This is a genomic window from Micromonospora antibiotica (assembly GCF_017599305.1).
GTDB lineage: Bacteria > Actinomycetota > Actinomycetes > Mycobacteriales > Micromonosporaceae > Micromonospora > Micromonospora antibiotica.
Map to the genome: position 1 here is coordinate 74,136 of NZ_JAGFWR010000001.1, position 24,825 is coordinate 98,960.

Annotated in this window: 24 protein-coding genes and 2 pseudogenes; 18 read left to right on the forward strand and 8 right to left on the reverse strand. The window is 71.1% G+C overall.

Annotation, left to right across the window (positions count from 1 at the left end; genetic code table 11):
* Window positions 1-230: 230 nt before the first annotated feature.
* A complete protein-coding gene (locus JQN83_RS00280) occupies window positions 231-1,838 on the reverse strand; it encodes a cellulase family glycosylhydrolase (RefSeq protein ID WP_307798936.1) in 1,608 nt (535 codons plus the stop codon).
* Window positions 1,839-2,319: 481 nt separating this feature from the next.
* Between JQN83_RS00280 and JQN83_RS00285 the strand changes: the two genes are divergently transcribed.
* The 5 genes from JQN83_RS00285 to JQN83_RS00305 all read left to right on the forward strand — a co-directional run bounded on the left by JQN83_RS00285 (window position 2,320) and on the right by JQN83_RS00305 (window position 7,410).
* Window positions 2,320-3,066, forward strand: a complete 747-nt coding sequence (locus tag JQN83_RS00285; RefSeq protein ID WP_307798937.1) for an ABC transporter ATP-binding protein — start codon at window positions 2,320-2,322, stop codon at window positions 3,064-3,066.
* Window positions 3,067-3,069: 3 nt separating this feature from the next.
* The gene (locus tag JQN83_RS00290; RefSeq protein ID WP_208564994.1) at window positions 3,070-5,580 is read left to right on the forward strand and encodes an ABC transporter permease; all 2,511 of its coding nucleotides are present in this window, start codon (window positions 3,070-3,072) and stop codon (window positions 5,578-5,580) included.
* A 616-nt stretch (window positions 5,581-6,196) separates the two neighbouring features.
* Window positions 6,197-6,337, forward strand: coding sequence for a hypothetical protein (locus JQN83_RS00295; RefSeq protein WP_208564995.1), 141 nt, complete (start codon window positions 6,197-6,199; stop codon window positions 6,335-6,337).
* Window positions 6,338-6,732: 395 nt separating this feature from the next.
* Complete coding sequence (locus JQN83_RS00300) at window positions 6,733-6,909, forward strand: zinc-binding dehydrogenase (RefSeq protein ID WP_372443967.1); 177 nt, start codon at window positions 6,733-6,735, stop codon at window positions 6,907-6,909.
* 21 nt (window positions 6,910-6,930) lie between these two features.
* Complete coding sequence (locus JQN83_RS00305) at window positions 6,931-7,410, forward strand: GNAT family N-acetyltransferase (protein ID WP_208564996.1); 480 nt, start codon at window positions 6,931-6,933, stop codon at window positions 7,408-7,410.
* Window positions 7,411-7,519: 109 nt separating this feature from the next.
* On the opposite strand, the gene JQN83_RS00310 is transcribed toward JQN83_RS00305, so the two are convergent.
* A complete protein-coding gene (locus tag JQN83_RS00310; protein WP_208564997.1) occupies window positions 7,520-9,115 on the reverse strand; it encodes a DUF6194 family protein in 1,596 nt (531 codons plus the stop codon).
* Window positions 9,116-9,195: 80 nt separating this feature from the next.
* Between JQN83_RS00310 and JQN83_RS00315 the strand changes: the two genes are divergently transcribed.
* Together JQN83_RS00315 and JQN83_RS00320 are read left to right on the forward strand one after the other, a co-directional pair.
* Complete coding sequence (locus JQN83_RS00315) at window positions 9,196-9,888, forward strand: TioE family transcriptional regulator (RefSeq protein ID WP_208564998.1); 693 nt, start codon at window positions 9,196-9,198, stop codon at window positions 9,886-9,888.
* 126 nt (window positions 9,889-10,014) lie between these two features.
* On the forward strand, window positions 10,015-10,161 hold the full coding sequence (locus JQN83_RS00320) for a hypothetical protein (RefSeq protein WP_208564999.1): 147 nt from the start codon (window positions 10,015-10,017) through the stop codon (window positions 10,159-10,161).
* 175 nt (window positions 10,162-10,336) lie between these two features.
* On the opposite strand, the gene JQN83_RS00325 is transcribed toward JQN83_RS00320, so the two are convergent.
* Window positions 10,337-10,804 (reverse strand): VOC family protein, encoded by a 468-nt coding sequence (locus JQN83_RS00325; RefSeq protein WP_208565000.1) that lies wholly within the window; start codon window positions 10,802-10,804, stop codon window positions 10,337-10,339.
* Between the two features lie 101 nt (window positions 10,805-10,905).
* Here JQN83_RS00325 and JQN83_RS00330 point away from each other — a divergent pair, with 101 nt between their 5' ends.
* From JQN83_RS00330 to JQN83_RS00340, 3 genes and pseudogenes are all read left to right on the forward strand, one after another.
* Window positions 10,906-11,742 carry a helix-turn-helix domain-containing protein gene (locus JQN83_RS00330; RefSeq protein ID WP_244251533.1) on the forward strand — a complete coding sequence of 279 codons (837 nt, stop codon included), beginning with the start codon at window positions 10,906-10,908 and terminating at the stop codon, window positions 11,740-11,742.
* Window positions 11,743-11,795: 53 nt separating this feature from the next.
* Window positions 11,796-12,194: pseudogene (locus JQN83_RS00335) on the forward strand (IS110 family transposase); the annotation flags it as partial.
* Between the two features lie 123 nt (window positions 12,195-12,317).
* Window positions 12,318-12,458: a hypothetical protein gene (locus JQN83_RS00340; protein ID WP_208565003.1), complete on the forward strand. Its 141-nt coding sequence runs from the start codon at window positions 12,318-12,320 to the stop codon at window positions 12,456-12,458.
* A gap of 88 nt (window positions 12,459-12,546) precedes the next feature.
* Here JQN83_RS00340 and JQN83_RS00345 read toward each other — a convergent pair whose 3' ends face one another.
* Entirely contained in the window at window positions 12,547-12,912 is a 366-nt protein-coding gene (locus JQN83_RS00345) for a darcynin family protein (RefSeq protein ID WP_208565004.1), read from the reverse strand.
* On the reverse strand, window positions 12,902-13,819 hold the full coding sequence (locus JQN83_RS00350; RefSeq protein ID WP_208565005.1) for an NAD(P)H-binding protein: 918 nt from the start codon (window positions 13,817-13,819) through the stop codon (window positions 12,902-12,904). The genes JQN83_RS00345 and JQN83_RS00350 overlap by 11 nt, the downstream gene beginning before the upstream one ends.
* Window positions 13,820-13,928: 109 nt before the next feature.
* Here JQN83_RS00350 and JQN83_RS00355 point away from each other — a divergent pair, with 109 nt between their 5' ends.
* From JQN83_RS00355 to JQN83_RS33630, 3 genes are all read left to right on the forward strand, one after another.
* The gene (locus tag JQN83_RS00355; RefSeq protein WP_208565006.1) at window positions 13,929-14,867 is read left to right on the forward strand and encodes a LysR substrate-binding domain-containing protein; all 939 of its coding nucleotides are present in this window, start codon (window positions 13,929-13,931) and stop codon (window positions 14,865-14,867) included.
* Window positions 14,868-15,256: 389 nt separating this feature from the next.
* Complete coding sequence (locus JQN83_RS00360) at window positions 15,257-15,568, forward strand: C2 domain-containing protein (protein WP_208565007.1); 312 nt, start codon at window positions 15,257-15,259, stop codon at window positions 15,566-15,568.
* Window positions 15,569-15,633: 65 nt separating this feature from the next.
* Window positions 15,634-15,762, forward strand: a complete 129-nt coding sequence (locus JQN83_RS33630; protein WP_208565008.1) for a transposase — start codon at window positions 15,634-15,636, stop codon at window positions 15,760-15,762.
* Between the two features lie 198 nt (window positions 15,763-15,960).
* Here JQN83_RS33630 and JQN83_RS00370 read toward each other — a convergent pair whose 3' ends face one another.
* Window positions 15,961-16,755 (reverse strand): response regulator, encoded by a 795-nt coding sequence (locus tag JQN83_RS00370; RefSeq protein ID WP_208565009.1) that lies wholly within the window; start codon window positions 16,753-16,755, stop codon window positions 15,961-15,963.
* The gene (locus JQN83_RS00375) at window positions 16,752-18,986 is read right to left on the reverse strand and encodes a sensor histidine kinase (protein ID WP_208565010.1); all 2,235 of its coding nucleotides are present in this window, start codon (window positions 18,984-18,986) and stop codon (window positions 16,752-16,754) included. The genes JQN83_RS00370 and JQN83_RS00375 overlap by 4 nt, the downstream gene beginning before the upstream one ends.
* A gap of 119 nt (window positions 18,987-19,105) precedes the next feature.
* On the opposite strand from JQN83_RS00375, the gene JQN83_RS00380 reads away from it, so the two are divergent.
* The 5 genes and pseudogenes from JQN83_RS00380 to JQN83_RS34285 all read left to right on the forward strand — a co-directional run bounded on the left by JQN83_RS00380 (window position 19,106) and on the right by JQN83_RS34285 (window position 24,140).
* Window positions 19,106-20,386, forward strand: coding sequence for an alpha/beta fold hydrolase (locus JQN83_RS00380; protein ID WP_208565011.1), 1,281 nt, complete (start codon window positions 19,106-19,108; stop codon window positions 20,384-20,386).
* Window positions 20,387-20,569: 183 nt separating this feature from the next.
* Window positions 20,570-20,743, forward strand: coding sequence for a putative ATP-grasp target RiPP (locus JQN83_RS00385; RefSeq protein WP_204925396.1), 174 nt, complete (start codon window positions 20,570-20,572; stop codon window positions 20,741-20,743).
* Between the two features lie 607 nt (window positions 20,744-21,350).
* Window positions 21,351-22,175 (forward strand): annotated as a pseudogene (locus JQN83_RS32650) (prenyltransferase); the annotation flags it as partial.
* Between the two features lie 315 nt (window positions 22,176-22,490).
* The gene (hppD, locus tag JQN83_RS32655) at window positions 22,491-23,684 is read left to right on the forward strand and encodes a 4-hydroxyphenylpyruvate dioxygenase (protein ID WP_244251609.1); all 1,194 of its coding nucleotides are present in this window, start codon (window positions 22,491-22,493) and stop codon (window positions 23,682-23,684) included.
* Window positions 23,685-23,846: 162 nt separating this feature from the next.
* Window positions 23,847-24,140: a hypothetical protein gene (locus JQN83_RS34285; protein WP_244251534.1), complete on the forward strand. Its 294-nt coding sequence runs from the start codon at window positions 23,847-23,849 to the stop codon at window positions 24,138-24,140.
* A 248-nt stretch (window positions 24,141-24,388) separates the two neighbouring features.
* On the opposite strand, the gene JQN83_RS00400 is transcribed toward JQN83_RS34285, so the two are convergent.
* Window positions 24,389-24,664: a hypothetical protein gene (locus JQN83_RS00400; RefSeq protein WP_208565013.1), complete on the reverse strand. Its 276-nt coding sequence runs from the start codon at window positions 24,662-24,664 to the stop codon at window positions 24,389-24,391.
* Window positions 24,665-24,825 lie beyond the last annotated feature (161 nt).

The following is a 24,825-nucleotide window of genomic DNA, read 5'->3' on the forward strand; positions in this document are numbered from 1 at the left end:
CACGTCCGGTACCAACCTGGGCAGATGATCCGGGAGGCGCTGCTGCGGTTACGGGCGACGACGCCCTGCTCAGGCTGGGGGCGCAGACCTACGGGAGCTGCGCGCGCCGCCAGCGGCCGATCGGTGCGGAACGACCCGCCGTGCGGCCGTCCGCCCGCCACTGCATCTCGTGTGCGTAGGACCGACGGGCCGGGCGTCCGTGACGCCCGGCCCGTCGGCTCACGGCCTGCTCAGCTCGCCGCGCAGGACAACGTTGGTACGCCGTTGACGGCACCCGACGATCCGAGGAAACCGAAGGTCGTGCTGCCACCGGCAGCCAGCGCTCCGTTGTAGCCGACGTTGCGGGCGGTGACGGTCGAGCCGCTGGTGGTCAGCGTCGCGCTCCACGCCTGCGTCACCTGCTGCCCGTTCCCGAACGTCCAGGTCACCGTCCAACCGGTGATCGCCGAACTGCCGGCGGTCACCCGCACCTCGGCCTGGAAGCCGCCCTGCCACTGACCGGTCACCGTGTACGACGCCGCACAGGACCGCCCGGTCGACGGCGGTGGGGTCGTGGTGGGCGGCGGGGTGGTGGTCGGCGGAGGCGGGGTCGTGGTGGGGGGTGGGGTGGTGGGCGGCGGCGTGGTGGGGGTGGTGCCGCCGACGGCGCTCATGATGGCGTCGATGATGCCCTGCTGGGTGACCGTGGCGTTGCCGCGGTTGAACAGCCCGAAGCCGTACGCCCCGTTGTAGCCGTTGTCCCAGTAGGCGGTGGCCGCGCCGTACTTCTTGGCGGCGGCCACCAGGGTGCGCGCGTAGTCCGCGCGGTACCTGTTGTTCGTCGGGTCGGCCGACGTCTTGTCGACCGAGCCGTACTCGCCGACGAAGACCGGGTAACCACGTGAGACGAAGGTGTCGCGCACCTTCTTCAGCTGCCCGTCCATGTAGTCCTGCTGACCCCAGGTCGACTTCCGGGACGCAGTGGTGGCGTTCGGCCCCCACTGCGTGATGGTGCCGTTCTCCTCACCGGCGAAGTCCCAGGGGTCGTAGTAGTGCACGGAGATCATGAGCCGTTGCTCGTTGGCGGGCACGGACGACGACCGGTACTGGTCCGTCGGCAGCGCGAAGCCGTAGTTGCCCACGGTGTAGTCGATGTTGGTGTTCCAGCCGGGGACGAGCAGCCAGCGGGAGGTGTTGTTCCCGCCGGTGCGGCGGACCGTGTCCACGAAGATCTGGTTGTAGGCGTTGATGTTCGAGTAGCACGGCTGGGTGGGATTGCCGTACTGCCCGTCGAACTCCTCGTTCATGGATTCGAGGATGAGTCGCTCGCTGTAGCTCTGGAACCTGGTCGCGATCTGCTGCCAGACCTTCTGGTACTTGTCCCGGATCGTCGTCTGGTTGGACGAGTCGCAGATCAGCCACGAGCCGTTGACGGTCTTGAAGCCGTCGCCGTGCATGTTGATCAGCACGTACAGGCCGCGGCCGTAGGCGTAGTCGACGATTTCCTTGATCCGGTTGAGCCAGGCGGAGTTGATCGTGTAGTTCGGGGCGGACCCGATGTTGCCCAGGTAGGACACCGGGATGCGGATCGTCTTGAAGCCCGCCGCCTTGACCCGGTCGATGAACGCCTGGGTCACGACCGGGTTACCCCAGGCCGTCTCGCTGGGGATGCCGTTGGCGTTGGCCTCCAGGGCGTTGCCCAGATTCCAGCCCGCCCCCATGTCGGCGACGAGTTGGGTGGCGTTCACCTGGGCCATGCTGTCGGCCGAGGCGGAACTCGTCAGCACGGCGGTGGAGCCGGCCAGCGCCAGTACGCCGGAGAGCACGGCGAACTGCACCTTCCTGAGGGTCGATTTCACAAGAGTCTCCCGTCTTCGAGCCCATAGTCACGCTGGGTTGTCGAAGCGATTCGACGATATTTCGACTGCCTGTCCCGGCAGCCGACGGGCCGCCAAAGGATAGATGCATACACATCGATAAATCAAGGTCGTCGCCGCACAGTTGCCCGTCAGGGGCCATGGCGGACGCGCGACGGGCACCGTCCGGAGCCGCCGGGGAGGGACGCCTCACGGGCCGGATGTCCGGCCGGGCCGGCTCGCGGGCCGGATGTCCGGCCGGGCCGGCTCGCGCCCGGAAGGTCCGTGACGATGGCCTGACGACGGCACCGGGCCCTGACGGTACAGCCAGCGCTACCTCGGTCGGCCCGCCACCTGGATTGCTGGAGGCGATTCCCAAAAATATGGTTTCTCTGCAGAAGAAATCAACGAAAATGGGAGTCCGGCGATGTCGGTTAATAGTGCACGACTCGAATTCGGGTCGACAGTTGACAGAGAGACGCCAGTGGCGGCGGTGCGGGTCCAGCAACTGCGCAAGGTCTATGGCGGGGATCGGCACGCGGTGACCGCGCTCGCCGGAGTCGACGCCGCCTTCCAGCGGGGGACGTTCACCGCGGTGATGGGCCCGTCCGGCTCGGGCAAGAGCACGCTGCTGCAGACCGCAGCGGGTCTGGACCGCCCGACCAGCGGCCTGGTGTGGGTCGGCGACACGGAACTGTCGAAGCTGTCGGAGACAAAACTGACCAAGCTGCGACGGTCGGAGATCGGGTTCGTCTTTCAGGCGTTCAACCTCGTCGGAGCGTTGACGGTGCAGGAGAACATCACGCTGCCGTTGCGGCTGTCCGGAAAGCGGGCAGACCCCCTCTGGATACAGCAGATCGTCAACCGGGTCGGGCTCACCGAGCGGCTGTCCCACCGCCCTTCGGAACTGTCCGGCGGGCAGCAGCAACGCGTCGCGATCGCCCGGGCACTGGCCACCCGGCCGGAGGTCATCTTCTGTGACGAACCGACCGGCGCGCTGGACACCCAGACCGCCGGTGAGGTGCTGGCCCTGCTGCGCTCGGTGGTGGACGAGGCGGGACAGACGGTCATCATGGTCACGCACGACCCGGTGGCGGCGTCCTACGCCGACCGGGTGATGGTGCTGGCCGACGGGCGCATCGTGCAGGACATGCCGCAGCCGGGCGCGGAGCGGATCGCCGAGCACCTCGCGACGCTCGGGCGTCGTCCGCAGCTGACGCAGGAGGGCTGACCCGTGCTGAAACTGGCCGGACAGATGCTGCGTCACCGCAAGGGCAGCGCAGCCGCCACCCTCCTGGCGATGACCGCCGGAGTGCTGATTCTGATGTCGCTGGGCGTCCTCGTGGAGTCCGGCCTGCGCTTCACCGCCGCCCCACAGCGTTACGCGGCCGCCGACGTCGTCGTCGCCAACCGGGACATCACCCTCACCTCCACCATGCTCGGCGAAAAGGAAACGAACACCGTCGCGCTGCCCGAGGGCGGAACCGTCCCGGCCGCGATGGTCGACCAGATCCGGCAACTGCCGGGGGTGGCCACCGTCGTCGCCGACCGGACGGTGCCGGCGATCCTGCCGAACGGTGCCGCCACCGGCCACGGCTGGAGCAGCACCGCCATCACCCCGTACCAGCTGACCAAGGGTGCCCGACCCACCCGCGACACCGAGGTCGCGCTGGACGAACGGCTGGCCGCCTCGGTGGCTCCGGGCGACGAGGTGCCGGTCCTGGTGAACGGCAGCGCACGGACGTACCGGGTCAGCGGTTTCGTCCGCCACGCGGGCCCCCGGCCCGACCCGCACGCGCCACCCGCGGTGTTCTTCACCGACGCGCACGCGGTGGTCATCCACCCCCGGCTGGGACAGGTCGACGCGGTGGCCGTCCTGGCCGAACCCGGTGCCGCCCCGGCCGTGGTGGCCGACGTGCGCCGGCTGGCCGCCGAAGCCGGCGTCAAGGCCTACGCCGGCGACGAGCGGGGGCTGCTGGAACAGTCCGCGGACCAGACGGCCTCCCTCATGCTGGTCCAGCTGGGCAGCGTGTTCGGCGGCTACGTCGCGCTGCTGGTCATGTTCGTGGTGGCGGGCACCATCGGGCTCGCGGTCCGGCACCGCCGCCGTGACCTCGCCCTGCTGCGCGCCGTCGCCGCCACCCCCGGCCAGGTCGCCCGCCTGATCCTCGCCGAGGTGGGACTGCTCAGCCTGTTGTCGGTAGTCATCGGTGTGCCCGTCGGTTGGCTCGCCAGCCGCTGGCTGCACCAGGAGTTGGTGGACCGGGCGTTCATCCCGGACACCTTCCCGGTTCGCGGTGGCGGCTGGGCGGCGATCGCCGTGACGGTGGCAACGGTCACGGTGGCGACCGGTGCGGCGTTGCTCGCAGCGCGTCGGACGGTGCGGATCCGCCCGACGGAGGCGCTCGGTGAGATCGCCGTGGAATCCGGCCGTAACGGCGTACTTCGCCTGATCTTCGGCTTCGCCGCCCTGGCCGGCGGCTTCATCCTGATCGCCCTCACCGGCGCGGCGAAGGGGACCGCCGCCCTCGGGCCCGCGATGGGTCTGCTGTGCCTGCTCGTCCTCGCGGTCGCCCTGCTCGGGCCGTGGATCAACCGGGCCGCCGCCCGGCTGCTCGCCCCGGTGCTGCGGCGGGTGTGGGGCGACAGCGGCTACCTCGCCGCGGCGAACCTCCGCGCCAACGCCCAGGGCATGGTCACGGTGCTGACCGCACTGGTGCTGTCCGTCGGTTTCGGCGGCTCGATCTGGTTCCTCCAGGACAACCTGGACAAGCAGATCGTCGCCGAGAACCATGGTGGGGTGCTGGCCCAGCAGACCGTGGTTTCCGCCACCGGACTGCCCGACACCATGCTGGCGCAGATCCGCGACATCCCCGGTGTGCTCGCGGCCACCGGCGTACGGAACACCTCGATCATCCCGGACGGAGCCGTCGAGGGCGCGGACGCGCAGGCGATCGACCCGGAGGGCCTCGACCTCACCATGGACCTCAAGGTCCGCAGCGGAAGCCTGGCGGACCTGCGCGGGTCGGCCATGGCAGCGTCGACCCTGCAGGCCGAGTCGAGCAGCTGGCGGGTGGGCGACCAGGTCACGGTGCGGCTCGGCGACGGCACACCCGCCGACCTGCGCGTCGTGGCGATCTACGACCGGGGCTTCGCGTTCGGCGCTGTCACCGTCGTCAAGGACGTCGTCGACGGGCACACCGCCGTCGCCGGCTACGAGCGGATCCTGGTACGCACCGAGCCCGGCAAGGACATCTCCGCCGCGTTGGACGAGGTCATCGGCCAGTACCCCGGCAGCTCGGTGACCAACACGGCCGACGTCAGCGGTCAGCTCGCCGACGACCTCGCGCTGAGCGCCTGGCTCAACAAGCTCCTGATCGGCATCATGGTCGGCTACGCCGCTCTCGCCGCGGCGAACACCATGGTCATGGCCGCCCTCGCCCGGGGCCGCGAGCTGGCCCTGCTGCGCCTGGTCGGTGTCACCGGCAAGCAGGTCAAGCGGATGGTCCACGCGGAACAGACCGGCCTGCTCGGCGTCTCGCTGCTCATCGGCGGAGCCATCGCCGCCGTCACCCTGGTGTCGATCGTGCACACGCTCACCGGGCAGCTGGTGCCCTACGTGCCGACGCTGGGATGGGTGTCCATCATCGGCGGCACGACGCTGCTGGCGCTGTTCACCACGATCCTGCCGGTTGCCCGACTGCTCCGCGTCCCTCCGGTCGCCGGCATCGGCATCAAGGAGTAAGCGGCCACGGCCGGCCGGTCGGGGATCGGCCGAACACGCGCGACGGGCGGGCCCGCAACACGGGCCCGCCCGTCGACGTCAGGGCGACGACGGGCCTGAGCACATGGCCGCAGCGGTGCCACCCTCATCGTCCTTGGCGAAGATGCCGCGAATGTTCTCGTGCACCGCGCCCCCCCGGGGACGAACAGCCGCTCCGAGATGGCAGCGCTGCCGAGTCCCTCGGCCATCAGTGACAGCACCTCACGCCCACGCGGGGTGAGCCGGCCCAGGGCGGTGTCCGGCCGGCTGCGGGCGAGCAGTTGCCCCACCACCTCCGGGTCGACCGCGGTGCCACCCCCGGCGACCCGGCGCAGGGCGGTGAGGGACTCCTCCACCCGGCCGACCCGCTCCTTGAGCAGGTAACCGAGCCGTTCACCGCCACCGGCGAGCAACTCGGTGGCGAATGCCTGCTCGACATAGGCCGACAGCACCAGGACCGCCGGGACCGCCAGCCCGGGCTGCGGCACGATACCGTCGAAACGAAAACAGGGAGACGACCTCAGCTATGACGAGCGACAGGAACACGGGCCGCCGGGGGTGGATCGCCGCTGCGATTGCCGTCCTCGCGGCAGCCGTCGTGACGGAGGAACTGCTGCGCTCCGGCACGCTGGCCGACGGTCTGCTGGACCACTGGTGGGGCCACGTCGGCAGCACCGCACTGCTGCTCGGCGGTGTGGGTGCCGGGCTGTACTTCCTGCATCGCGCCTACCGCAGCTGAGCCGCCCTCGAAACAGGTACGCCCCGACCGGGCCCTTCAGAACCAGGTCGTCCCGCGCGGTCACGACGAGATCCTCGTCCGTAGCCGCGCCCGTCCTGCGTTGCACCGCCTGCCCGGGAGGCCGACCGCCGCAGCCACGGCGGGCCGGCCGGCTCGGCCAGGCGAACCCCGGGCGCGGCGAACCAGCAGGTCAGAACGGCGATGCGCGACGCGGCGGTCCGGTCGGTACTGCCCGCAGTGAGCCGGGTCGGCAACAAGCTCACGAACGGGGCCGGGCCCGCACCAGCTGAGGCGGCCAGGGGGCGAATCCCGCTCCGCCCTCCCACCGACGTTTCCCCGCCCTCGCCTTCTCCGGCCGCGACGGGCGCGACGACCGCTTCATCACCTCCTTCTTCCTGGGCGCCCACGCCGGGCTGTCCGAGGACCTGACCTGGTTGGCCGCGCGGGTCACGGACAATACGCTGACACCGCACATCGCCAGGCGCGACAGTTGGCAGGACGCCGGCACCACGATCCGGGCGCTGAACGAGGGACGGGTGCGCGGCAAGGTCGTCCTCGACATCGGCCGGTAGCCGCAGGGAGCAGGACGAACAATGGCACGACCACGTAGGGCCGGCCCCGACGACGCGGCTGCGCTGGTACGACTCCGCGTCACCATGCTGGAGGCGATGGGGGCACCCGTCGGCGACGCCACGGCACCGTGGCGGGCCGCCGCCCTGGACTGGTTCACCCGTTCGCTGAACGATCCGCAGACGTTCGCCGCCTTCGTGATCGACGACCCCGAACACTGCATCGTCAGCAACGCCTCCGGCCTCTGCGACCGGCACGCGCCGGGACCCGGCAATCCCGGAGGGCTACGCGGTCACGTCTTCAACATCAGCACCGTGCCCCACGCACGCGGACGCGGCCACGCCCGGGACTGCCTGAACGCGCTCCTGCGCTGGTTCGCCGACGACACCACGGTCAGCGTGGTCGACCTCAACGCCACCCCGGGCGGTGAACGCCTCTACCGGACCCTCGGATTCGCACCACCACGCCACCCCGCCCTGCAACTACGCCGGGACCAGATGTAGGGCTGCGGTTGTCGTCAACCGTCGCACTCCGGATGCACGGGAAGGAGGACGTCATGAATTCTCTTCCCGGCTACGCACACCTGTGGAAGCCAGTGCGCTCTCCCAGCACCTACTTCGATCCCCGGTTGCTGCGGTGCTCGCGATCAGCGGCACGGGCACGTGCCCGTTCCAGCAGTCGATCTACCTCGTCCGCGGTGGCTGGTCCTGGGTTGACCACGCTGACCCAGCCCTGCACGGCGTAGGCGGGATGGGGCATCAGCTGGTCGGTCCGCGTGAAATCGAGTGTGTCGCTGTGCGCGGCGAACTCCTCGGGCCCGTAGCCGAACAGGTTGCGGAACTCGGCCCGCCCGACCTCGATGTTGAGCCGGTATCGTCCCGGCTCGGACAGCCGGGATCGCTCGTCGAAACCGGGCACGTCGTGCCCGACGATCGTGGCGAACGGCCGCATCCGGTCCTCGCCGGCGAAGAAGAACCGGTCGCCCCAGGTGTAGGACGGCATCTCCGAGGCCGCTTCGATCCGGGTCTCCGTCACCGCGGGACGGCCGGCGATCCGGGCCGCGTCAGCCGCGCCGGGCTCCGAACCGATGTGCAGGATCGCGTCGCAGGTCTCGACCGTGGCCGCGTCCAGCGGAAAGTACCCGAGCAGGTCCGTCGCGCGTGGGCGCAGGTCGCTGCCGACGGGCGGTGCGAAGATGCCGCTCTGCGGGCCGAGGCGTTCCTCGTAGGTGCCGACGTCCGGTTGGCCGAGGCCGACCGGCCCGCTTGCCCCGAGGCTGCCGGCCACGTACAGGTATCTGTCGCCGAGCAGTGGCGACACGATGGAGCCGGCGCCGTTCCACTGTGCGGCGAGGTCCTGACCATCCCAGTGGGTGTCCCACCGGCTCGGGTGCCGCTGGAGGTGGGCGTTGTTGGCGGAGACCAGGACCGGTCCGCGGTCGCGTTCCAGGGCGAGGATGTCGAGCAGATTCTGCGCCATCAGCGCGTCCCGCGCCGCGAGCAGGCGGCCGATCCGCTGGGACTGGGTGCCCGGCTCGGCCATTGCGCCGTGGTAGGTGAGTAGGCCGATCGCCGTGGTGGCGAGCACCCTGGCGCGGTTCCAGGCCTGGGCGGAGGTGTCGCCGATGAGATGGGGCGCGTCGGCGTACAGCTGGGATCGCAGGTCCTCGGCCAGGCCGCGTAGCGCGGCGGCCTCAGGTGAGCGGCCCGGTGAACGCGACGCGTCATACATGATCTCCGGGGCGGCCCAGCGGTCTTCCGCGCCCACCAGGCGGTCGAGATCGGTCGTTGCTGCGCCGAGGTATTCGCACAGCTCACGCAGCAGCGGGCCGGGGCTCGGCGCACCGGTGATCTCGGTGGGGGCGTCGAAGCCATGGAAGGTGACGCGCTCTGCGGGTGGCAGTTTCCCGTTGTGTTCGCGCAGCCAGTCCACCAGTTCACGGGTGGCCGGGTGAGCACCCCAGCCGTGACTGATGACGGTGCTCAGGTCCACCTCGTCGCGCCGGCCCTGGACGTAGTCGTCGACGGCGAGGCCGGCGGCCCGGTCCGATTCGATCGCGATCGACCGGAAGCCGTGCCCGACGAGGGTTTCGAGGATCCGGTTACGCAGGCGGGGGAATGCCGGCTCCCCGTGGTAGGGCTCACCGATCGCGAGCAGGTGCGGCCGGCGGGCACGGACAAGGGGCAGCAACTCGGCGTCGAAAGCCATGACCTCAACCGTATCGTTGAACCAACCTGTGAAACTTCACCAATCTCTCGCTCGGAGACTGCCACGTGAAGCCTCAAACTGTGCGGTACCGGCCGGTGGATCTGGGCCGGGCAGTCGGGCTGTCCGCGCAGGCGGTCCGCAACTACGAGCAGGCCGGGATGATCCCGCCCGCCGCCCGCACGGCCAGCGGCTACCGGGTCTACACCGATGACCACATGGGCGCATTGACCGCATACGTCGCGCTCACCGTGGGATACGGCTACCGCGCCGCCGGAGAGATCATGAAAGCTGTGCTCGGCGACGACCTCCCGACGGCACTGGCCGTGCTCGACACCGCTCACATACAGCTGCACCGCGACCGGGAGACCGTGGAACGAGTCGCCTCAGCGGTCGTCCTGCTCGCCTCCGGCCCGCCGGCCACGCGGGACTCAGCCGGGCCCGTCTCGATCGGAGTCCTCGCTCATCGGCTCGGTGTCACCCCGGCCACCCTGCGTAAATGGGAACGAGCCGGAATCCTGGCCCCAACCCGGTCACGGACCGCGCGCACCTACCACGCCGACGACGTACGTGACGCCGAACTCGCCCATCTGCTGCGCCGAGGCGGCTACCCACTACAGCACATCGCGGCCGTGATCGAGCAAGTCCACGCTGCCGGCGGGCCCGGCCCGCTGGCAGCGTCGATCGACCAGTGGCGCGAACGGATCACAGCCCGCGGTCGGGCGATGCTCACCGGCTCGGCCCGCCTCGCGGACTACCTGTCCTCCTCGATCTGACGCGGGTCTGTTGCGCTGGGGGAAGCATGATCGATTTCAGCTTGGCTGGTGTGGTCTCCTTGCCTGGTGAGGTTGTCGTCCCGCGTCCGGTCCTGGTCTCCGCCGTCGTCGGCGTTCGTCGGACCGATGCGCGGACTCCGCACCGCCCAGACGATCGTCACCGGCCACGCCTTCGTTCAGAACCTCCGACGCGGACGCTACGAACTCGCCACCGCCGTCCCGCCCACGCTGCGGGTGGCCGCCGCGTTCACCGAACTGGCCCGAGCGATCTGACCAATACCGCTGACGCGGCGCGCTGTGCCCACCGATCCGCCAATGCAATAGCGCCGCTCTGAGCCCACCTACACATTCACGTACCGTAGCTAGCCCTCGATCCGTGGATCGGGTTTTGGGCGTTCCTGAGCCTGCGGCGGTCGCCCTACCCGTGGCTGAGTAGCGTGCCGTGTGGTCACCGAGTGAGTTCGAAGAGCTCCAACTGGATGCCGTCCGGGTCGCGCAGGTACAGGATCTTGGTGCCGGCGAGCTCGCCAGCGTGGATTCCGTCACCGCTGGCCAATATCACCGGATCAGCGTTGAGGTGTACGCCGCGCTCCCTCAGGTGGCGTACCGCCGTGTCCATGTCGTCGACCTCGAAGCAGAGATGCATCACCCCAACGTCGCAGTTGCGGCCCTCGAACGGCTTCGGCACAGGCCGGTCATACTGGATCAGTTCCAGCAGGACGTTGTCTCCGGCGAGCGAGAACACCGCGCGCATCGCGGGGTTCTCCACTTCCACCACGGCGCCGAGCGCAGCGTTGTCGGCCGAGATGGTCACGCCGTTCGCGGCGACCCCGAGAACATCTTCGTACCACCGCACCGACCGGTCGAGGTCGCTGACGGGCACGCCGATGTGGTTCATTCGCGTCACTTTGAGCATCCATCGATGCTCCTACACCGATACGTTCCGAGGGAGTCAGAGATCTTCCTCGTACTGCTGGTACCAGGACACGGGCAACCGGATACGGGATCATGAAGAGGATGAACCACCTTGGTGCCGCGCTCCGCGCCTGGCGAGACCGACTGGAGCCGGCCACCGTCGGGCTGGTCCACCACGCACCGCGGCGGGTCGTCGGACTGCGCCGCGGCGAGCTGGCGATGCTGGCGGGCGTCTCGACCGAGTACGTCGCGCAGCTCGAGCAGGGCCGGGCGAAGACCCCATCGGCTCAGGTGTGTTCGGCGTTGGCTCGCGCGTTGCAGTTGAACGACGAGGAGCAGGCCCACCTGCTGCGTCTGGCTGGGCATACCGCCAACCCGGATCGCATTCCCAGGTTGATCCCGATCAGTGTGCGCCGGGTTACCGACCAGCTCAGCGCCAACCCTCTGGCCGTGTACGACGCCGCCTGGCAGTTGCTGCACTGGAACCCGTTGTTCGCGGCGACCTGGGGTGACCCGTGCCGAGCCAGCGCTGAGGACCGGAACGCCATGATCACCCAGTTCGAACGGCGGAACGCCCGGGTCCGACAGACCGCGGCGGAACGGGTGTGGTTCGAGCAGTCCCTCGTCGCGGACCTGCGGACCACCACCGGCCGATACCCGAACGATCCCGATGTCGCATCGTTGATCGATCGACTGAACCGCACTGCGCGGTTCCGGGAACTGTGGGCGAGTCCGACCGTCGCGGCTCACGAAAGCGCGCACAAGACTGCTGTCCATCCGGAGGTTGGTGAGATCGCCTTGGACGCCAACATTCTTCCGACGCAGGACAGCGATCTGCGGGTCGTGGTGCTGACGGCGCGACCGGGCACTGACGCCCGAAGCAAACTGGACCTGCTGGCCACTATCGGTGTCCAGGAAATGGCTCTTCGCCCTGATTAACCTGGCATGCCGGGGCGTGATCCGGTCGTCCAGATTGGCAGGACTGGGGCGAAAGCCACCACGATCTCGCCGTGATCGATGACCACGGTCACCTCATCACCCACACTCGCCTACCCGACAACCCCGAAGGGCTGGCACGCCTCCTGGCCGCCCTCGCCGCGATCCGGCGGAACCGGCGGTCGATTCCGATCGGAATCGAGACCGGCCGCAGTCTGATGGTCGCCGGCCTGCTGAAGGCAGGCCAGCCCAACGTCGTGCTGAACCCAACTCAGGTCGCCAACTACCGCTCCCGCCTCGCCGCGCAACGAAAGAAGTCCGACCGCGGCGACGCCCACCTGCTCGCGCACGTCCTCCGCGTCGATAGGAGCACGCACAGGGCACAGACTCCTCGCCGCCGACGACCTCGACTACGCACACACCGAGGGCCTGGACGTGTGGCCTACACCAGTTGATCAACGGCGGCTACGTGCGCCCCGACAAACCCCTCCCAGAGGCCTACGACCACCCGGGGACGAGCCGGGTCCTCGGCGTGCTCGACGAGATCACCGTCGAGACCGGGGGCGACACGCAACCAGGTGGTGCTCGCCTGGCTGCTGCGGCAGGGCATCCGGCCCATCGCCGGCGTGAGCAGCCTCGCGCAGCGAGGCGAGGCCGTCGACGCGGTGGACGTGCCGCTGGGCGACGGCCAGCTGGCCCGGCTGGCCGCCGCCCGCTGAACAGCAACGGGGGGTATCGGGTGGATCGTCGTCCGCCGAGCCGGTGCCGCCGTCGGGCGACGGCGGCACCGGCCGTTCCGGCGGTGCCTCAGGTGGTGACGGTGGCCAGCGGCGTCAGGCCGTAGGTATGGGCGTAGCCGTTCTCGGTGCCCACGAGCAGGTCGACGACCTGGAAGTAGCGGTCCCAGAAGGGGGTCTCACGCAAGGCGTCGATCAGCAGGCGGTAGGCGTCGTGGTCGTCCGCCTCCCAGACCCAGATGTCGGTGACCCGCGCCGAGTAGAACTCCGTGTCGTAGAAGCGGGAGCGGACACCGCGGGTGCGGGCCTCGATGACGGGGAGAACGTGGGTGGTGAAGGCCTGGATGCGTTCAGCCGCGGTCATCGTCAGCCACTCGGGCATGGTTTTGACCAGCATGAAAGCGGTGACCGGCGGCTCGGTTCGGTCAGCGGGCATCGACGGCCCCCCGGGTGGTGAGGACGGCGGGCCGGAGCGTCTGGGCGCACCACTGCGCGAACGCGGTGGCCGACCCTGCCTGCGGTGAGCGGTCGACGCCCGAGTCCAGGCCCTCGTCCTTGGCGCGTTTCATGTCGACCATGGCCTCGACGAACGCCTCGTTGAGGCCGTAGCCGAGCATGGTGGAGCGCAGTTCGTCGAGCGACTGACGCTGGTAGCGGACCGGACGGCCCAGTTCCTCGGTCATGATGCGGGCCAGGTCGTCGGGCGAGAGGTCCTGCGGGCCGAGCACAGGGACGGTGCCCACGCCGGTCCAGGAGCGGTCCAGCAGCAGCGCGGCCGCGGCGGCGGCGATGTCGGCGACGGCCACCATGGGGGCCGGACGGTCTGCGGCGGCGGTGTCGGTGAAGACGCCGTCGTCGCGGATCGCGTCGACGTCCTCCAGCAGGTTCTCGAAGAAGGACGTGCAGGCCAGGGCGCGGTAGGCGACGCCGGAGCCGGCTATCAGGTCGTCCATGGCCAGGGAGGCGGTGACCAGCCCGGCCTGGGCGGCCTGCGGGGTGCCACGACCGAGTGCGGAGACGCCGACAACATGGCCGACGCCGTTGGCGGCGAAAGCCCGCGCGGCCGGGCGGGTGAAGCCGCTGTAGGCGTCGTCGGGCGTGACGGAAGCGTCCGGCGGCACCAGCCAGAACACGGCGTCCGCCCCGGCGAAGGCACGCTCGACGGTCGCGGCGTCGCCGTGCGAGCCGACAACCACCTCTACCCGTTCACGGACGCCCTCGGGTAGCCGGGTCGGATCCCGCACGACGACACGCAACTCCTCACGGCCTGCGGGAGCGGCCTCGATCAGCAGCGACAGCAGGTGTCGCCCGATGTTCCCGGTGGAGCCGGTAATCACGATCATGAAACCTCGATTGTCGGATCGGTAGGACTCGTTCATCGTGCGGACGGGCACCGCATTGCCACAATGGGAACTTCAGCATCCAATCATTGCCTGAAATGGAATAACTTCGGTGAGCAGCCCACCCCCGAACCTTGACGCCAACCTCGCCGTCGCTCTCGACGCCCTGCTGACCGAGCAGAGCGTCACCCGGGCCGCCGCGCGGTTGCAGACCTCCCCCGCAGCGATGAGCCGCACCCTGGCCCGGTTGCGTCGGGCACTCCGAGACCCACTACTGGTGCGGGCCGGACAGCGGATGGTGCCCACGCCGCGCGCCGAGGCGCTGCGGGACGAGGCCGGCGCGGTGGTGCGCCGGCTGGAGGCGTTGCTCGCCCCGAGCGGCGGAATCGATCCCGCGGCACTGCGGCGCACCTTCACCGTCCAGACCGCGGACCTGGTCGGTGCCGCAGTCACGCCCGGTCTGACCCGGCTCGCCCGACAGCGGGCGCCGGGCGTTTCGCTGCGCGTGCTGGCCGAGGAGTGGGAGGCGGGCCCCGCGCTGCGTGACGGACGGATCGACCTGGAAATCGGGGCCATCGACCACGTCGACCCGGAAACGTGCGTCGAAGAACTCGTCACCCTGCGGATGGCGGCTGGCGTCAGGGCCGGGCACCCCCTCACCGAGGGAACGCTGACCGCCGCCCGGCTCGCTGCGGCCGAGCATGTGGCGGTCAGCCGCCGCGGACGTTTCACCGGGCCGCTGGATACGGCCCTGGCCGCGCAGGGGCTCAGCCGGCGGGTCAGCGCCGTCCTACCCGGACACCTGGCCGCGATGATGCTGGCCGCAGCCGAGAACGTGGTCTGCCTGGTACCGACCGCGCTGCCGGGTGAGCCGTCGTCACGGCTCAGCGACGCGGCGCACGCGCTGGGACTGCGCCTGCTGGAGATCCCATTGCCGCTGCCACCACTGACGATCGGCATGGCCTGGCACCCCCGGCACAGCGTCGACGGCGCCCACCAGTGGCTGCGTGACGCCGTGCGCCACGTGCTCCGTCCCACCCGAGAGGAATAGGACCCGCGCATCAGGCCGCGTACGTGCCCGTCGGGGCGAGCGGCGCCGCTGGCTGCGGGTGCGGCCGATCACCGGCGACGGGACATCCCGTTCCAGGAGCAGTTTGCGGGGGCTCTGGAGCGTTACCAGCGTCGAACATCCCGGTTGATCGGCCAGGTCGGTGCAGTGTTAATGCTCACCCCCCGCTAGTGTAATGAGCGATAGCCAAAAGCAAAGCTAGTGCACCCGCGAATGCGCCGCCGCCGGTGAGAATAGCGGCGGGGATGTTACCGTCCGATGCGTACGAAAGCAGTCCGGCGACCCCACCGATGATACCGGCGAAGAGCAGCATAAGCAGCAGCCACATCCACCGAGGTGCTCGAGGCGAGGACGGGGGCGTAGCGGGCGGCGTGCTGGCGGTCAGCATCGGTGTTCTCCTGAAAGCGGTGAATGTGCGCATCGACGGTGCGGGAGGGGCGCCGCAACTCGTGCCTGAGTTCGAATACCCGGTTGAACTGCCTTGCGACGTAGAGCAGCTGCGCCCCGTATCGCCAGTTTTTCTCGGCGAGGCCGTACAGTTCGGCGCGGAGCTCCTCGCGGTATCGGGCACGCTGGTCTGGCGGAAGGACTCGGACGATGACATCTACCAAGCGCAACGCCTGCCTTCTCGGGTGCGAACCGACGCCAGTTGGCGCGGCGTCTTCGACCGCGTGAGGCTCTGATGAAGTGACCCTCTGAGACCGGACATCTCCTGACTTGGCATCCTGCCGAGGAGGAGGAAACCGCTGTGGCTCGACAGAGCAAGTACCCCGAGGAGTTCCGGAGCCAGGCCGCGGCGTTGGTGCTCGACTCCGGTCGCACGATCCGGGACGTGGGTCGGGAGTTGGGCGTCAATCACGAGACGCTGCGCAACTGAGTGGATCGGCTTCGGCAGGAGCGCGACGGTGGCCGGCCCAGCGACCTGGCCGCTGACGAGCGAGCAGAGCTGATCCGGTTGCGGCGGCAGGTTACCCAGCTGGAGCTGGAGAAGGAGATCTTGAAAAAAGCCGTGCGTGACTCAGGGAGTCGACGGGGCGGTAGGGGCCGGGTGCGGCATGGCCGACCGGCCGGACCTTCATCCGAGCAGCCGGCCCTTCGACGGTGGAGACCCGTGGTGCCCCGACGATTCCGGGGCCTGCTGCTCGCGTACCCCCGGGCGGATCAGCCCGCCCTCGTACGCCGCGATCGTCGCCTGCACCCGGTCGCGCACCCCCAGCTTGCCCAGGACGACCGCCACGTGGTCCTTGACCGTCGACGCGCTGATGCCCAGGACCGCCGCGATCTCGGCGTTGGACAGCCCGCGTGCCACCTGGTGCAGCACCTGCGTCTCGCGGGGGGTCAGCCCGCCGAGGCGTGCGGCGTCCTCGGGCCCGGGCCCGGTCGCGAACCGGTCGATGAGCCGGTGGGTGACCCCCGGGTCGAGCATCGCGTCCCCGGCGGCGACGACCCGGACGGCGTCGATGACCCGCTGCGGCTCCGCGTCCTTGAGCAGGAACCCGGCCGCTCCGGCCCGTAGCGCCGCGAACACGTACTCGTCAAGGCCGAACGTCGTCAGCATGACGATCCGGGTCGCCGGATGCCGCTGCCCGATCGCGGCGGCCGCCGCGATCCCGTCGGCGCAGGTCGGCCGGCCCGAGGGCGGGCCCTCCGGGCGGAGCCCCCGAACCGGAGGACCCGGGGTGGGGGGCCGGCGGGCTGGCATGCGTACGTCCAGGACGGCGACGTCGGGAGTGGTCGACGCGACGAGCGCGACGGCCGAGTCACCGTCGTGGGCCTGGCCGACGACCGCGATGTCCGGCTCTGCGTCGAGGATCGCGGCGATGCCGGCGCGCACCGTGGCCTCGTCGTCGGCGACGATGACCCGGATCATCGCAGCGCCTCCGGCAACCAGACGCGGACCGTGGTGCGGTCGGTGTCGACCGCCACCGAACCGCTGGCGGCGTCCGTCGAATCCCGCAGCGACCGCAGCACCTCCGCACCGACGGGCGGGCAGCGGCGGACCTCCAGGCCGATCCCGCCGGCGACGTACGTCACCGTGGCCACCGCGCCGTCGGCGATGAGCGCCGCGCCCGCCCGGTGCGCGGCCACCTCCAGGGGCGCGGGCAGGGACCGTGGCTCGCCGACGAACCGCAGCGCCGACCGGCGGCGCGCCGCCAGGTCGGACAGGGCGGCGACGGCGGGCGGCGGGTCGGGCCGGTCCTGGGGCAGCCCGTGCAGCAGCCGTCGCAGGGCGACCAGGCCGGCGCGGGCCTGCGCCGCGACCTCGTCCAGCCGGCCCGCCTCGGCCGCGGCGAGCGCCGAGGTGGCGTGCAGCCGCGCGCTCACGCGTAGGTCGTCCACGATGCGCGCGCGCTCGCCCCGCGCCGCGCTGTCGGCGTGCCGGCGCACGGTCTCCCGTGCGGCGGCCTCGGCGGTCGACCGGCGGGACCGCCGCGTCGTCACCAGCCTGCCGGCGAGCCAGGCGGCACCCAGCGGTATCGCGAGTACGACGCCCAGCACCGCACCGGCCGCGGCACGGTTTCCGGTGATGTCGGCGCCCGCGCCCAGGGCCACCCCGCCGACGGCGGCCACCGCCAACGGCGCGGCGAACCCGAGGCTGGCTGCGGGCCGGTAGGCGGCCACCGCGTACACCAGCGCCAGCTCGACCCACCAGCACCACAGGAACGTCTCCGCCGGGTCGTGCCGGGTCCAGCCGGCAGCGGTGCCGGCGAGCCAGGCGACCTGGACCGTCAACGCCGCGACCAGCGCCGCGCCGGGCGCGAGCCGGCGCCATGCCAACGGCAGCGCGTGCAGCACCAGCAGCGCGACCAGCAGCGTCGCCGGAATCGGCGCGGCCAGCGGATCGGGGCCGTCCCCGCCCGGCAGCAGCACCGTGCCCGTGGACAGCCCGAGCGCGAGGACGACCATCGCCCCGTCCCGGACCGCCGCGCCGGCCCCGGCCCAGGTCCGGACGCCCGGCGGCGCTCCCGTCGTCGCCCGGACGGGCGGCGTCGCTCCGGTCCCTGGCGGGGCACCCGGTGCCGCCCCGGGCCGCCACGGCAGCCGGGCCCGGACCCGCCATCCCGGACCGGCCGGCCCGGCGTCGAGGTCGCCGCCGACCGCCTCGACCCGGGCGCGGAGCCCGGCGATGCCGAGCCCGCTGCCCACGTCGCCGGCCGCGCGGCTGCCACCCCCGTCGAGCACCGTCACGGTGCACCCGCCGGGGTCGGCGGTGATCCGCACCGTCGCCGCCGCGCCCTGCGCGTACCGCATGAGGTTGGTCAGCGCCTCGCGGACGATCAGGTGCGCCAGGGCCGCGACCGCCGGCGGGACGACCCGCGCGGTGCGCTCGTAGTGCACCCACGGGTGGCCCGCCACCAGCTGGTCGACCGCCTCGATGCCGACCTCGTCGTCCCGCCCCGCCGACGCCACCACCCGGTCCAGGTCGTCGACCGCCGCCTGCCCGGCACCGATCGCGTGTTCGATCGCCCGCTCCCGCAGCACCGGGTCGGCGAGGCGCAGCGCCGCACCGGCGGACACGAGGATCGCGGTCAGCCGGTGACCGGCCACGTCGTGCAGCTCGGTCGAGAGCCGCCGGCGTTCCTGCGCGACCGCGAGCGGCGCGAAACCGTCCACGGCCGCCCGGAAGGTCTCGGCCGAGGCCCGGTCGGCGCGGACCCGACGGCGGAACCGCCCGACCGCCCACACCCCGGCGGCCACGGCCCCGAGCACGAGCGCGGTCGCGACGGTGGCCCGCGCCGACGCGCCGGAGGCCGCCGCCGTCACGGCGAACCCGGCCACCACGGCCGCGACGCCGGCCGCCGAGACCGCCGCCGTGCGGTGCACCACCAGCGCGTACGCCGTCAGCAGCACCGCGGCCGGGCCGGCCGGGGCGGCCCCGACGACGGGGGCGGCCAGCGCGGTGGCCAGGGCGGCACCGGCCAGCGCCGGGCCGGGCACCCGCCTGCGGTAGAGCAGCGCGACCACGGCGACGACGGCGACGGCGCAGACGCCGGGTGCCACCCGCGGGTCCGGCCGGGCGGCGAGCCACCACAGCGCCTGCGACACCGCCACGGCGCCGGGAGCCCAGGTGTCGCCCAGGTCAGGGGCCCAGCGTCGCATCCCCCGATGGTACGGGCCGCCCGGCCGGTCGGGACCCCGCCGCGAGACGGGGGTGGGGCGCGCGGAAGCCGTCCTGTGGCACGACGCGCCTGCGCCAGGCACCGGCCAGCATGATCTTCATGGTTCGTTCCCTTGTTCGCCGGAGCATCGGCGTCCTGCTGCTGCCGGTCGCCGTGGCCACCGCCGTGACCGTGGGCGGCGCGGGCTTCGTCGCCACCGCGCTCGTCACCGCCCGGATACCGCTGCTGTGCGCGGTAGGGCTCGTGTTGCTGGGCACCGTCGCCCAGCTCTTCGCCCGGCCCGCGTTCGCGCTCCTCGGCGTACGCCGCCGGAGCCGCGCCGCGACGGCGCTGGCCGCCGCCGTCACCGTCGCCGTCGCCGGGCTCGCCGCCGTGACCGTGTTCCGGCCCGGCCCGCACCCGGCCGCCCCGCCCCCGCCCGCCGGCGTCCGGTTCTGGGACCTGCCCACCGGATCACGGATCGCGTACGTCCACGCCGCCGCCTCCGGCACGCCCCGCCCGACGCCCGTGCTCTTCCTGCACGGCGGCCCCGGCACCCCGGGGGAGGGGGTGCCCGCCGTCGGTGCCCTGCTCGCTGCCGACGGCTTCGAGGTCTACGCCTACGACCAGCTCGGCGCCGGCCGGTCCACCCGGCTCGCCGACGTCACCGGCTACACCGTCGCCCGGCAGGTCGCCGACCTCGACGCGATCCGTGTCGAGCTGGGCGCCGAGCGCGTCGTTCTCGTCGGGCAGTCGTGGGGCGGGTCGCTCGCGGCGCAGTATCTCGCGGCCCACCCGCAGCACGTCGCCCGGGTCGTGTTCACCTCGCCCGGACCGATCTGGGCGGGCGCCTACCTGGACGGCGGAGGCGGCGACCCCTGGGCCCGGATGACCGCCGAGCAGCGTCGGCAGCGCGACGACCTGTTCGCCTCGCCCCGGGTCGTCGCCCAGGCGGTCCTGCAGGGCGTCAACCCGAACGCGGCGCACGCGCTCGTCGGCGACGACGAGGCGGACGCGCTGATGCACGCCGTCGCCGTGCTCGGCAAGGACACCGCCCGCTGCCCCGGTTCGGCACCCGCCGGGGTGCACGACAACCACCAGGGCTTCTACGTCAACCAACTGACGGTCGAGGACTTCCCCCGCATCCCCGATCCGCGGCCCGCGCTCCGGCAGGCCCGGGTGCCGGCGCTGATCATGCGCGGCGAGTGCGACTTCGTCCCGTGGGAGGAAACGTACGAATACCGGCGCACGTTGCCGCAGGCGACCCTGGTCTACCTGCCGCACACGGGACACGACATCACCTCCGGCCAGCGGGAGGCGTACGACGCGCTGCTCCGCGCGTTCCTGCGCGACGAGCCGCTGCCGCTGCCGGCCTACACCTCGGCCCGACCCCCGTCGTGAGTCGGACCCCGGCGACGATCGCTCCAGCGCCGGCCCGGCCGCGCGTCCGGCGGACACCCGGCCAGCCAAGACTGGGGTCCCGAACCAGGGAGATCCCTGGTCCCAGGCGGTTCCCGGCGGCACACACTGGCGTTCGTCCGGCCGAGCAGCCGGGCGCTCCCTCAGGGTGAACAGGGGTACGACATGAGGCGCAAGACCGTGCGGATCGACACGATTCCGGCAGGCGGCGTGGAACTGGCCGACGAGCAGCTCGCCCGAATGCTGGGCGGCCTGCCGAGGCGGGACGTCGGGGGTTCGTCGAAGACCATCGACGACATCCCCAGCGGGGGCCGGAACGACACCGACAGCGACTTCTGATCGGCCGCCGTCGCCGGCCCGCCCTGTTCCGGGCCGGTCGGCGACGGCCACCCCGCCCGGGGCGCCGATGACGGTGCGGCGATGACCGACTGGTCGGATGACCTCACGCCCGCGGGTGCTCGCCGAGCACGGGTTTCGCTATATGCGCGGCCAGGCCGACGGCGGCGGCCCCTCAGCTGGGCCTACGCTGACCACGGTCTCGGCGAGGTCGCCTTGATGCGCGGCGACACCGTCGCGTCGCCCGCGTCCGCCTGGGGAAGGCCGTCGAACTGGCCATTGCCGGCCCTCGTCGACGCCCGCCTGGCGGGGTGCGCGGCGTGCCGGCGGTGCGCAGTCCTTCGCAGACGCCACCGACCTCGGAGGCTCCCAGCTCAAGGCACTGCTACCCCGACTACGCAATCGCCCTGGGGATCCCGGCCGGCCGGTAGGACGTTGACACACGACCGGCAGAGCCGCGTCGCAGGTTCAACAAATTAATCAGAGTCATTTGGATTAGCGTAATCATCCCGATAATTATAAATGTAAAACATTGATGTCACCGATAGTGCTGGCCCTCGACGGTGGCGTACGGTCCAGGCAACCGTCCGCCTACGAAGAGATGGTCCCGATGAGTGTTGTACCGGGAAACCGCCTGACCACCGCATCGACCGGATTTATCGCTCCGCGCGTCAACGTGCGCGGCTTCGTGCGCCTGGCCCGCCTGCGGTTCCTGCTGTACAACGTCCTGCCGGTCGGCCTCGGGGTGGCCGTGGCGGTCCACCAGGGGCATGCGATAGACGTAAAGTGGTACTTGCTCGCCCAGGTGTTCGCCTGGACCGTCCACGTCACCACCCACTACTGCAACGAGTACTTCGACCTAGAGGCCGACCGGGCGAACGTCTACTTCACGCCTTGGACCGGCGGCAGCCGAGCCTTGGTCGACGGGCTCGTGCCACCGCTGGTGGCGCTCGGCACCGCGTTCGTGCTGCTGAGCGCGTCGATCGTGATGGTGGCGGTCATGCCGACCTGGCCCACGCGACTGCTCGCGACCGGTGCCGTCGTGCTGGCCTGGTTCTACACGGCGCCGCCACTGCGGCTTAACTACCGCGCGGCGGGGGAGTTCACGGTCGCTGCGATCCTCAACGGCCTGTGGCCCGCGGTTGCGGTGGTGCTGCAGACCGGGCGGGTACCAACGCTCCTGCTGGCCGTGCTGGCCCCGACCGCGCTGCTGCAGGCGGCCCGGATGATGGTGATGAACCTCGGCGACCGGCAGTCCGACGAACTGGTCGGCAAGCGCACCTTGCCGGTGATCCTCGGCCACCGCCGCGCGGTGACCGTGATCGTCGGCGCGCAGCCCGTCGCTTACCTGGCCCTGACCGCCTTCGCGCTGGCCGGCTGGGTTCCGTGGCTGGTCTGGGCGCTGATGACGGTGACCGCGCCGCTGTCCTGGTGGCTCGCCGTGCAGCTGCGCGGCGGCGCCATGCGCGATCTCGACCCGCGCCGGATGACGCCGGTCGTGTTCTGGGCGTCCAACCACGTGTCGCTCATCGTCGCGGCGGCGATGCTGGGCATGGTCCTCGACGCCGCCCGGCGCGGGGCCGGCGGCACGTCGATCGCCGTGCTGAGCGTCGTCCTGGCCGCTTACGCGGCACTGTTCGGCCACCGCCTGTGGCTCGCGAGCCGAGCCCGAGCCCAGGCTCATGCCTCGGGAGCGCCGGAGGCCGCGACGGCCGTGACGGTGACGCAGGCCCCGCCAGCCGCGACAACGCTGGAGGCCCCGGCCGCAACAAAGCCGGAAGCCACGCCGGCGGTCGCCGCCGCCGATCGTACGGTCGCCGACCTCATCGGCGCCGTCGAGCGCGCCGCTGACGATCCCTTCCCGGTCGAGGGCCTCGACCACCTCCGGTTCGTCGTCGGCAACGCGGTACAGGCGGCCCACTACTACCGCACCGCGTTCGGCATGACTTGCGTCGCGATGCGCGGCCCGCATCAGGGGTACCGTGACTACGCCGAATACGTGATGGTCAGCGGAACGGCCCGGTTCGTCCTCGCCGGCGCGGTGCACGCCGAGGCAGACGGGGCGGCTCACCACGCGAAGCACGGCGACGGCATCCAGGACGTCGCGATCGAGGTGACGGACGTGGACGCCGCCTTCTGGTACGCCACGCAACGGGGTGCCACGGCCATCGCCGAGCCGCACGACCTCACCGACGAGCACGGTACGGTGCGCACGGCCACGATCGCCGCATACGGCGACACCCGACACACCTTGATCGACCGTTCCCGGTACACCGGACCGTTCCTGCCGGGCTTCGTCGCGTGCGCGCCGCCGAAGGCACCGGCCGCCGGCGAGTTCTTCCTGGCCGTCGACCACGTGGTCGGCAACGTGGAGCTCGGCGCGATGGACGAGTGGGTCGAGTTCTACCGCTGCGTCATGGGCTTCACCAACATGGCCGAGTTCGTCGCCGACGACATCGCCACCGAGTACTCGGCGCTGATGAGCAAGGTCGTCGCCGACGGTACGCGCCGGGTGAAGTTCCCGCTCAACGAGCCGGCCGTGTCCCGCGGGCGCTCGCAGATCGACGAGTACCTGCAGTTCTACGGCGGGCCCGGGGTCCAGCACGTGGCGCTGGCGACGCCCGACATCGTCGCGAGCGTCGACGCGATGACGGCGGCCGGCGTCGAGTTCCTCGACACCCCCGACTCGTACTACGACGCGGAGCTTCGCGCGCGCGTCGGCGACGTCCGGGTTCCGATCGAGGATCTGCGCCGGCGCCGGATCCTGGTCGACCGGGACGAGGACGGCTACCTGCTGCAGATCTTCACCAAGCCGGTCCAGGACCGCCCGACGGTGTTCTTCGAGCTGATCGAGCGGCACAGCTCGGCAGGCTTCGGGAAGGGCAACTTCAAGGCCCTGTTCGAGGCCATCGAACGCGAGCAGGAAAGCCGCGGCAATCTTTGACCGTAACGGCGCGTCGCCCCGGATCAGCCGCCGGCCCTGGCTCACGAGCAGCACCGCCGCGGAGATTGGGCCACGCCCGGACATCACGGCGCCGCGTCGCTCGCCCACGAGGCCGGCGCCGACCGGAAGACCCTGCAGGACCTCCTCGGGCACTCCAGCATCGTGATCACGGCCGACACCTACACCAGCGTCCTACCGCAGATCCAGCGCCGCTGCGCCGACGCCACCGCCCAACTGGTCCTCGACGCCGCACGCCGCACCCGCCGGAAGATCAGAGCCAGCGCCCGCAAGAACCGGCCCGACTGCGGTCCCAAAGCCGGCACCCCGGCGCCGACGAAACCGAAAACAGGTGCTCCAACCCCGCCGAAGCGCGAGCAGGCCGCAAAGCCGCAGGTCACCTCCCAGCGAACCCACGAGAAGGCCGCTTCCGGGGCTGCATACATCGCACCCACGTGACACCCGCCGTCCACACAGGCCAGACAGCAAAAGGGCCTGACCTGCGTTTCCGCATGTCAGGCCCTTCATGATCTTGTGCGCCCGAAGGGACTCGAACCCCTAACCTTCTGATCCGTAGTCGGAAGGGAAGGGTTGCCATGACCTTCAGTTAGCAGGTTTGTCCGGATTCGGTATGTAGCAGTGTCGACGGAACGTGACACTAGAGGGCCCTTCCTTCCCCCAGGGTGCACCCATGGGTGCATGATCAATCAGCCCTGGAATCCAGGTCCGTCGCCCGCATCTTGATCTGATGGCGAGCTATCCGCCGCTCGGCGCGCCTGACCCACCAGGTCCTCGATCACCACCGAAGGGTTGACGCCGCGACGGTCGGCCTCCTTCGCCACCGACATGTCGTCGACCGGGCCAAGCCGCACCGGGAACACGTTCACCGCCGGCCGGGGCTCGTACTCCACCTCGGCCTGGTCGATCCAGTTGGTCACCGGCTCGTTCGCCAACCGCAGTGCCTCTTCACGATTCAGGCTCATGGTCCCCTCCGAACATCATCCGGCCCACATCTCATTCTTGTTCAGCTACCTGCCGCTGCCCACGACAAGTCGACACCTGCCGCCAGCGTGGCGGAGCGGCCAGGCCGATGCCGGCCGAGGTCGCCAGCAAGCCGGGGCGGGGCGCGGCCCGCGTTGACCCT

What these genes read in the sequence shown, in the direction of transcription:
- JQN83_RS00305 (WP_208564996.1), top strand. Translation starts at nt 6,931, where the DNA reads ATGGCACGACCACGTAGGGCCGGCCCCGACGACGCGGCTGCGCTGGTA.
- JQN83_RS00310 (WP_208564997.1), bottom strand. Translation starts at nt 9,115, where the DNA reads ATGGCTTTCGACGCCGAGTTGCTGCCCCTTGTCCGTGCCCGCCGGCCG.
- JQN83_RS00320 (WP_208564999.1), top strand. Translation starts at nt 10,015, where the DNA reads ATGCGCGGACTCCGCACCGCCCAGACGATCGTCACCGGCCACGCCTTC.
- JQN83_RS00325 (WP_208565000.1), bottom strand. Translation starts at nt 10,804, where the DNA reads ATGCTCAAAGTGACGCGAATGAACCACATCGGCGTGCCCGTCAGCGAC.
- JQN83_RS00330 (WP_244251533.1), top strand. Translation starts at nt 10,906, where the DNA reads ATGAACCACCTTGGTGCCGCGCTCCGCGCCTGGCGAGACCGACTGGAG.
- JQN83_RS00345 (WP_208565004.1), bottom strand. Translation starts at nt 12,912, where the DNA reads ATGCCCGCTGACCGAACCGAGCCGCCGGTCACCGCTTTCATGCTGGTC.
- JQN83_RS00350 (WP_208565005.1), bottom strand. Translation starts at nt 13,819, where the DNA reads ATGATCGTGATTACCGGCTCCACCGGGAACATCGGGCGACACCTGCTG.
- JQN83_RS00370 (WP_208565009.1), bottom strand. Translation starts at nt 16,755, where the DNA reads ATGATCCGGGTCATCGTCGCCGACGACGAGGCCACGGTGCGCGCCGGC.
- JQN83_RS00375 (WP_208565010.1), bottom strand. Translation starts at nt 18,986, where the DNA reads ATGCGACGCTGGGCCCCTGACCTGGGCGACACCTGGGCTCCCGGCGCC.
- JQN83_RS00380 (WP_208565011.1), top strand. Translation starts at nt 19,106, where the DNA reads ATGGTTCGTTCCCTTGTTCGCCGGAGCATCGGCGTCCTGCTGCTGCCG.
- JQN83_RS00385 (WP_204925396.1), top strand. Translation starts at nt 20,570, where the DNA reads ATGAGGCGCAAGACCGTGCGGATCGACACGATTCCGGCAGGCGGCGTG.
- JQN83_RS00400 (WP_208565013.1), bottom strand. Translation starts at nt 24,664, where the DNA reads ATGAGCCTGAATCGTGAAGAGGCACTGCGGTTGGCGAACGAGCCGGTG.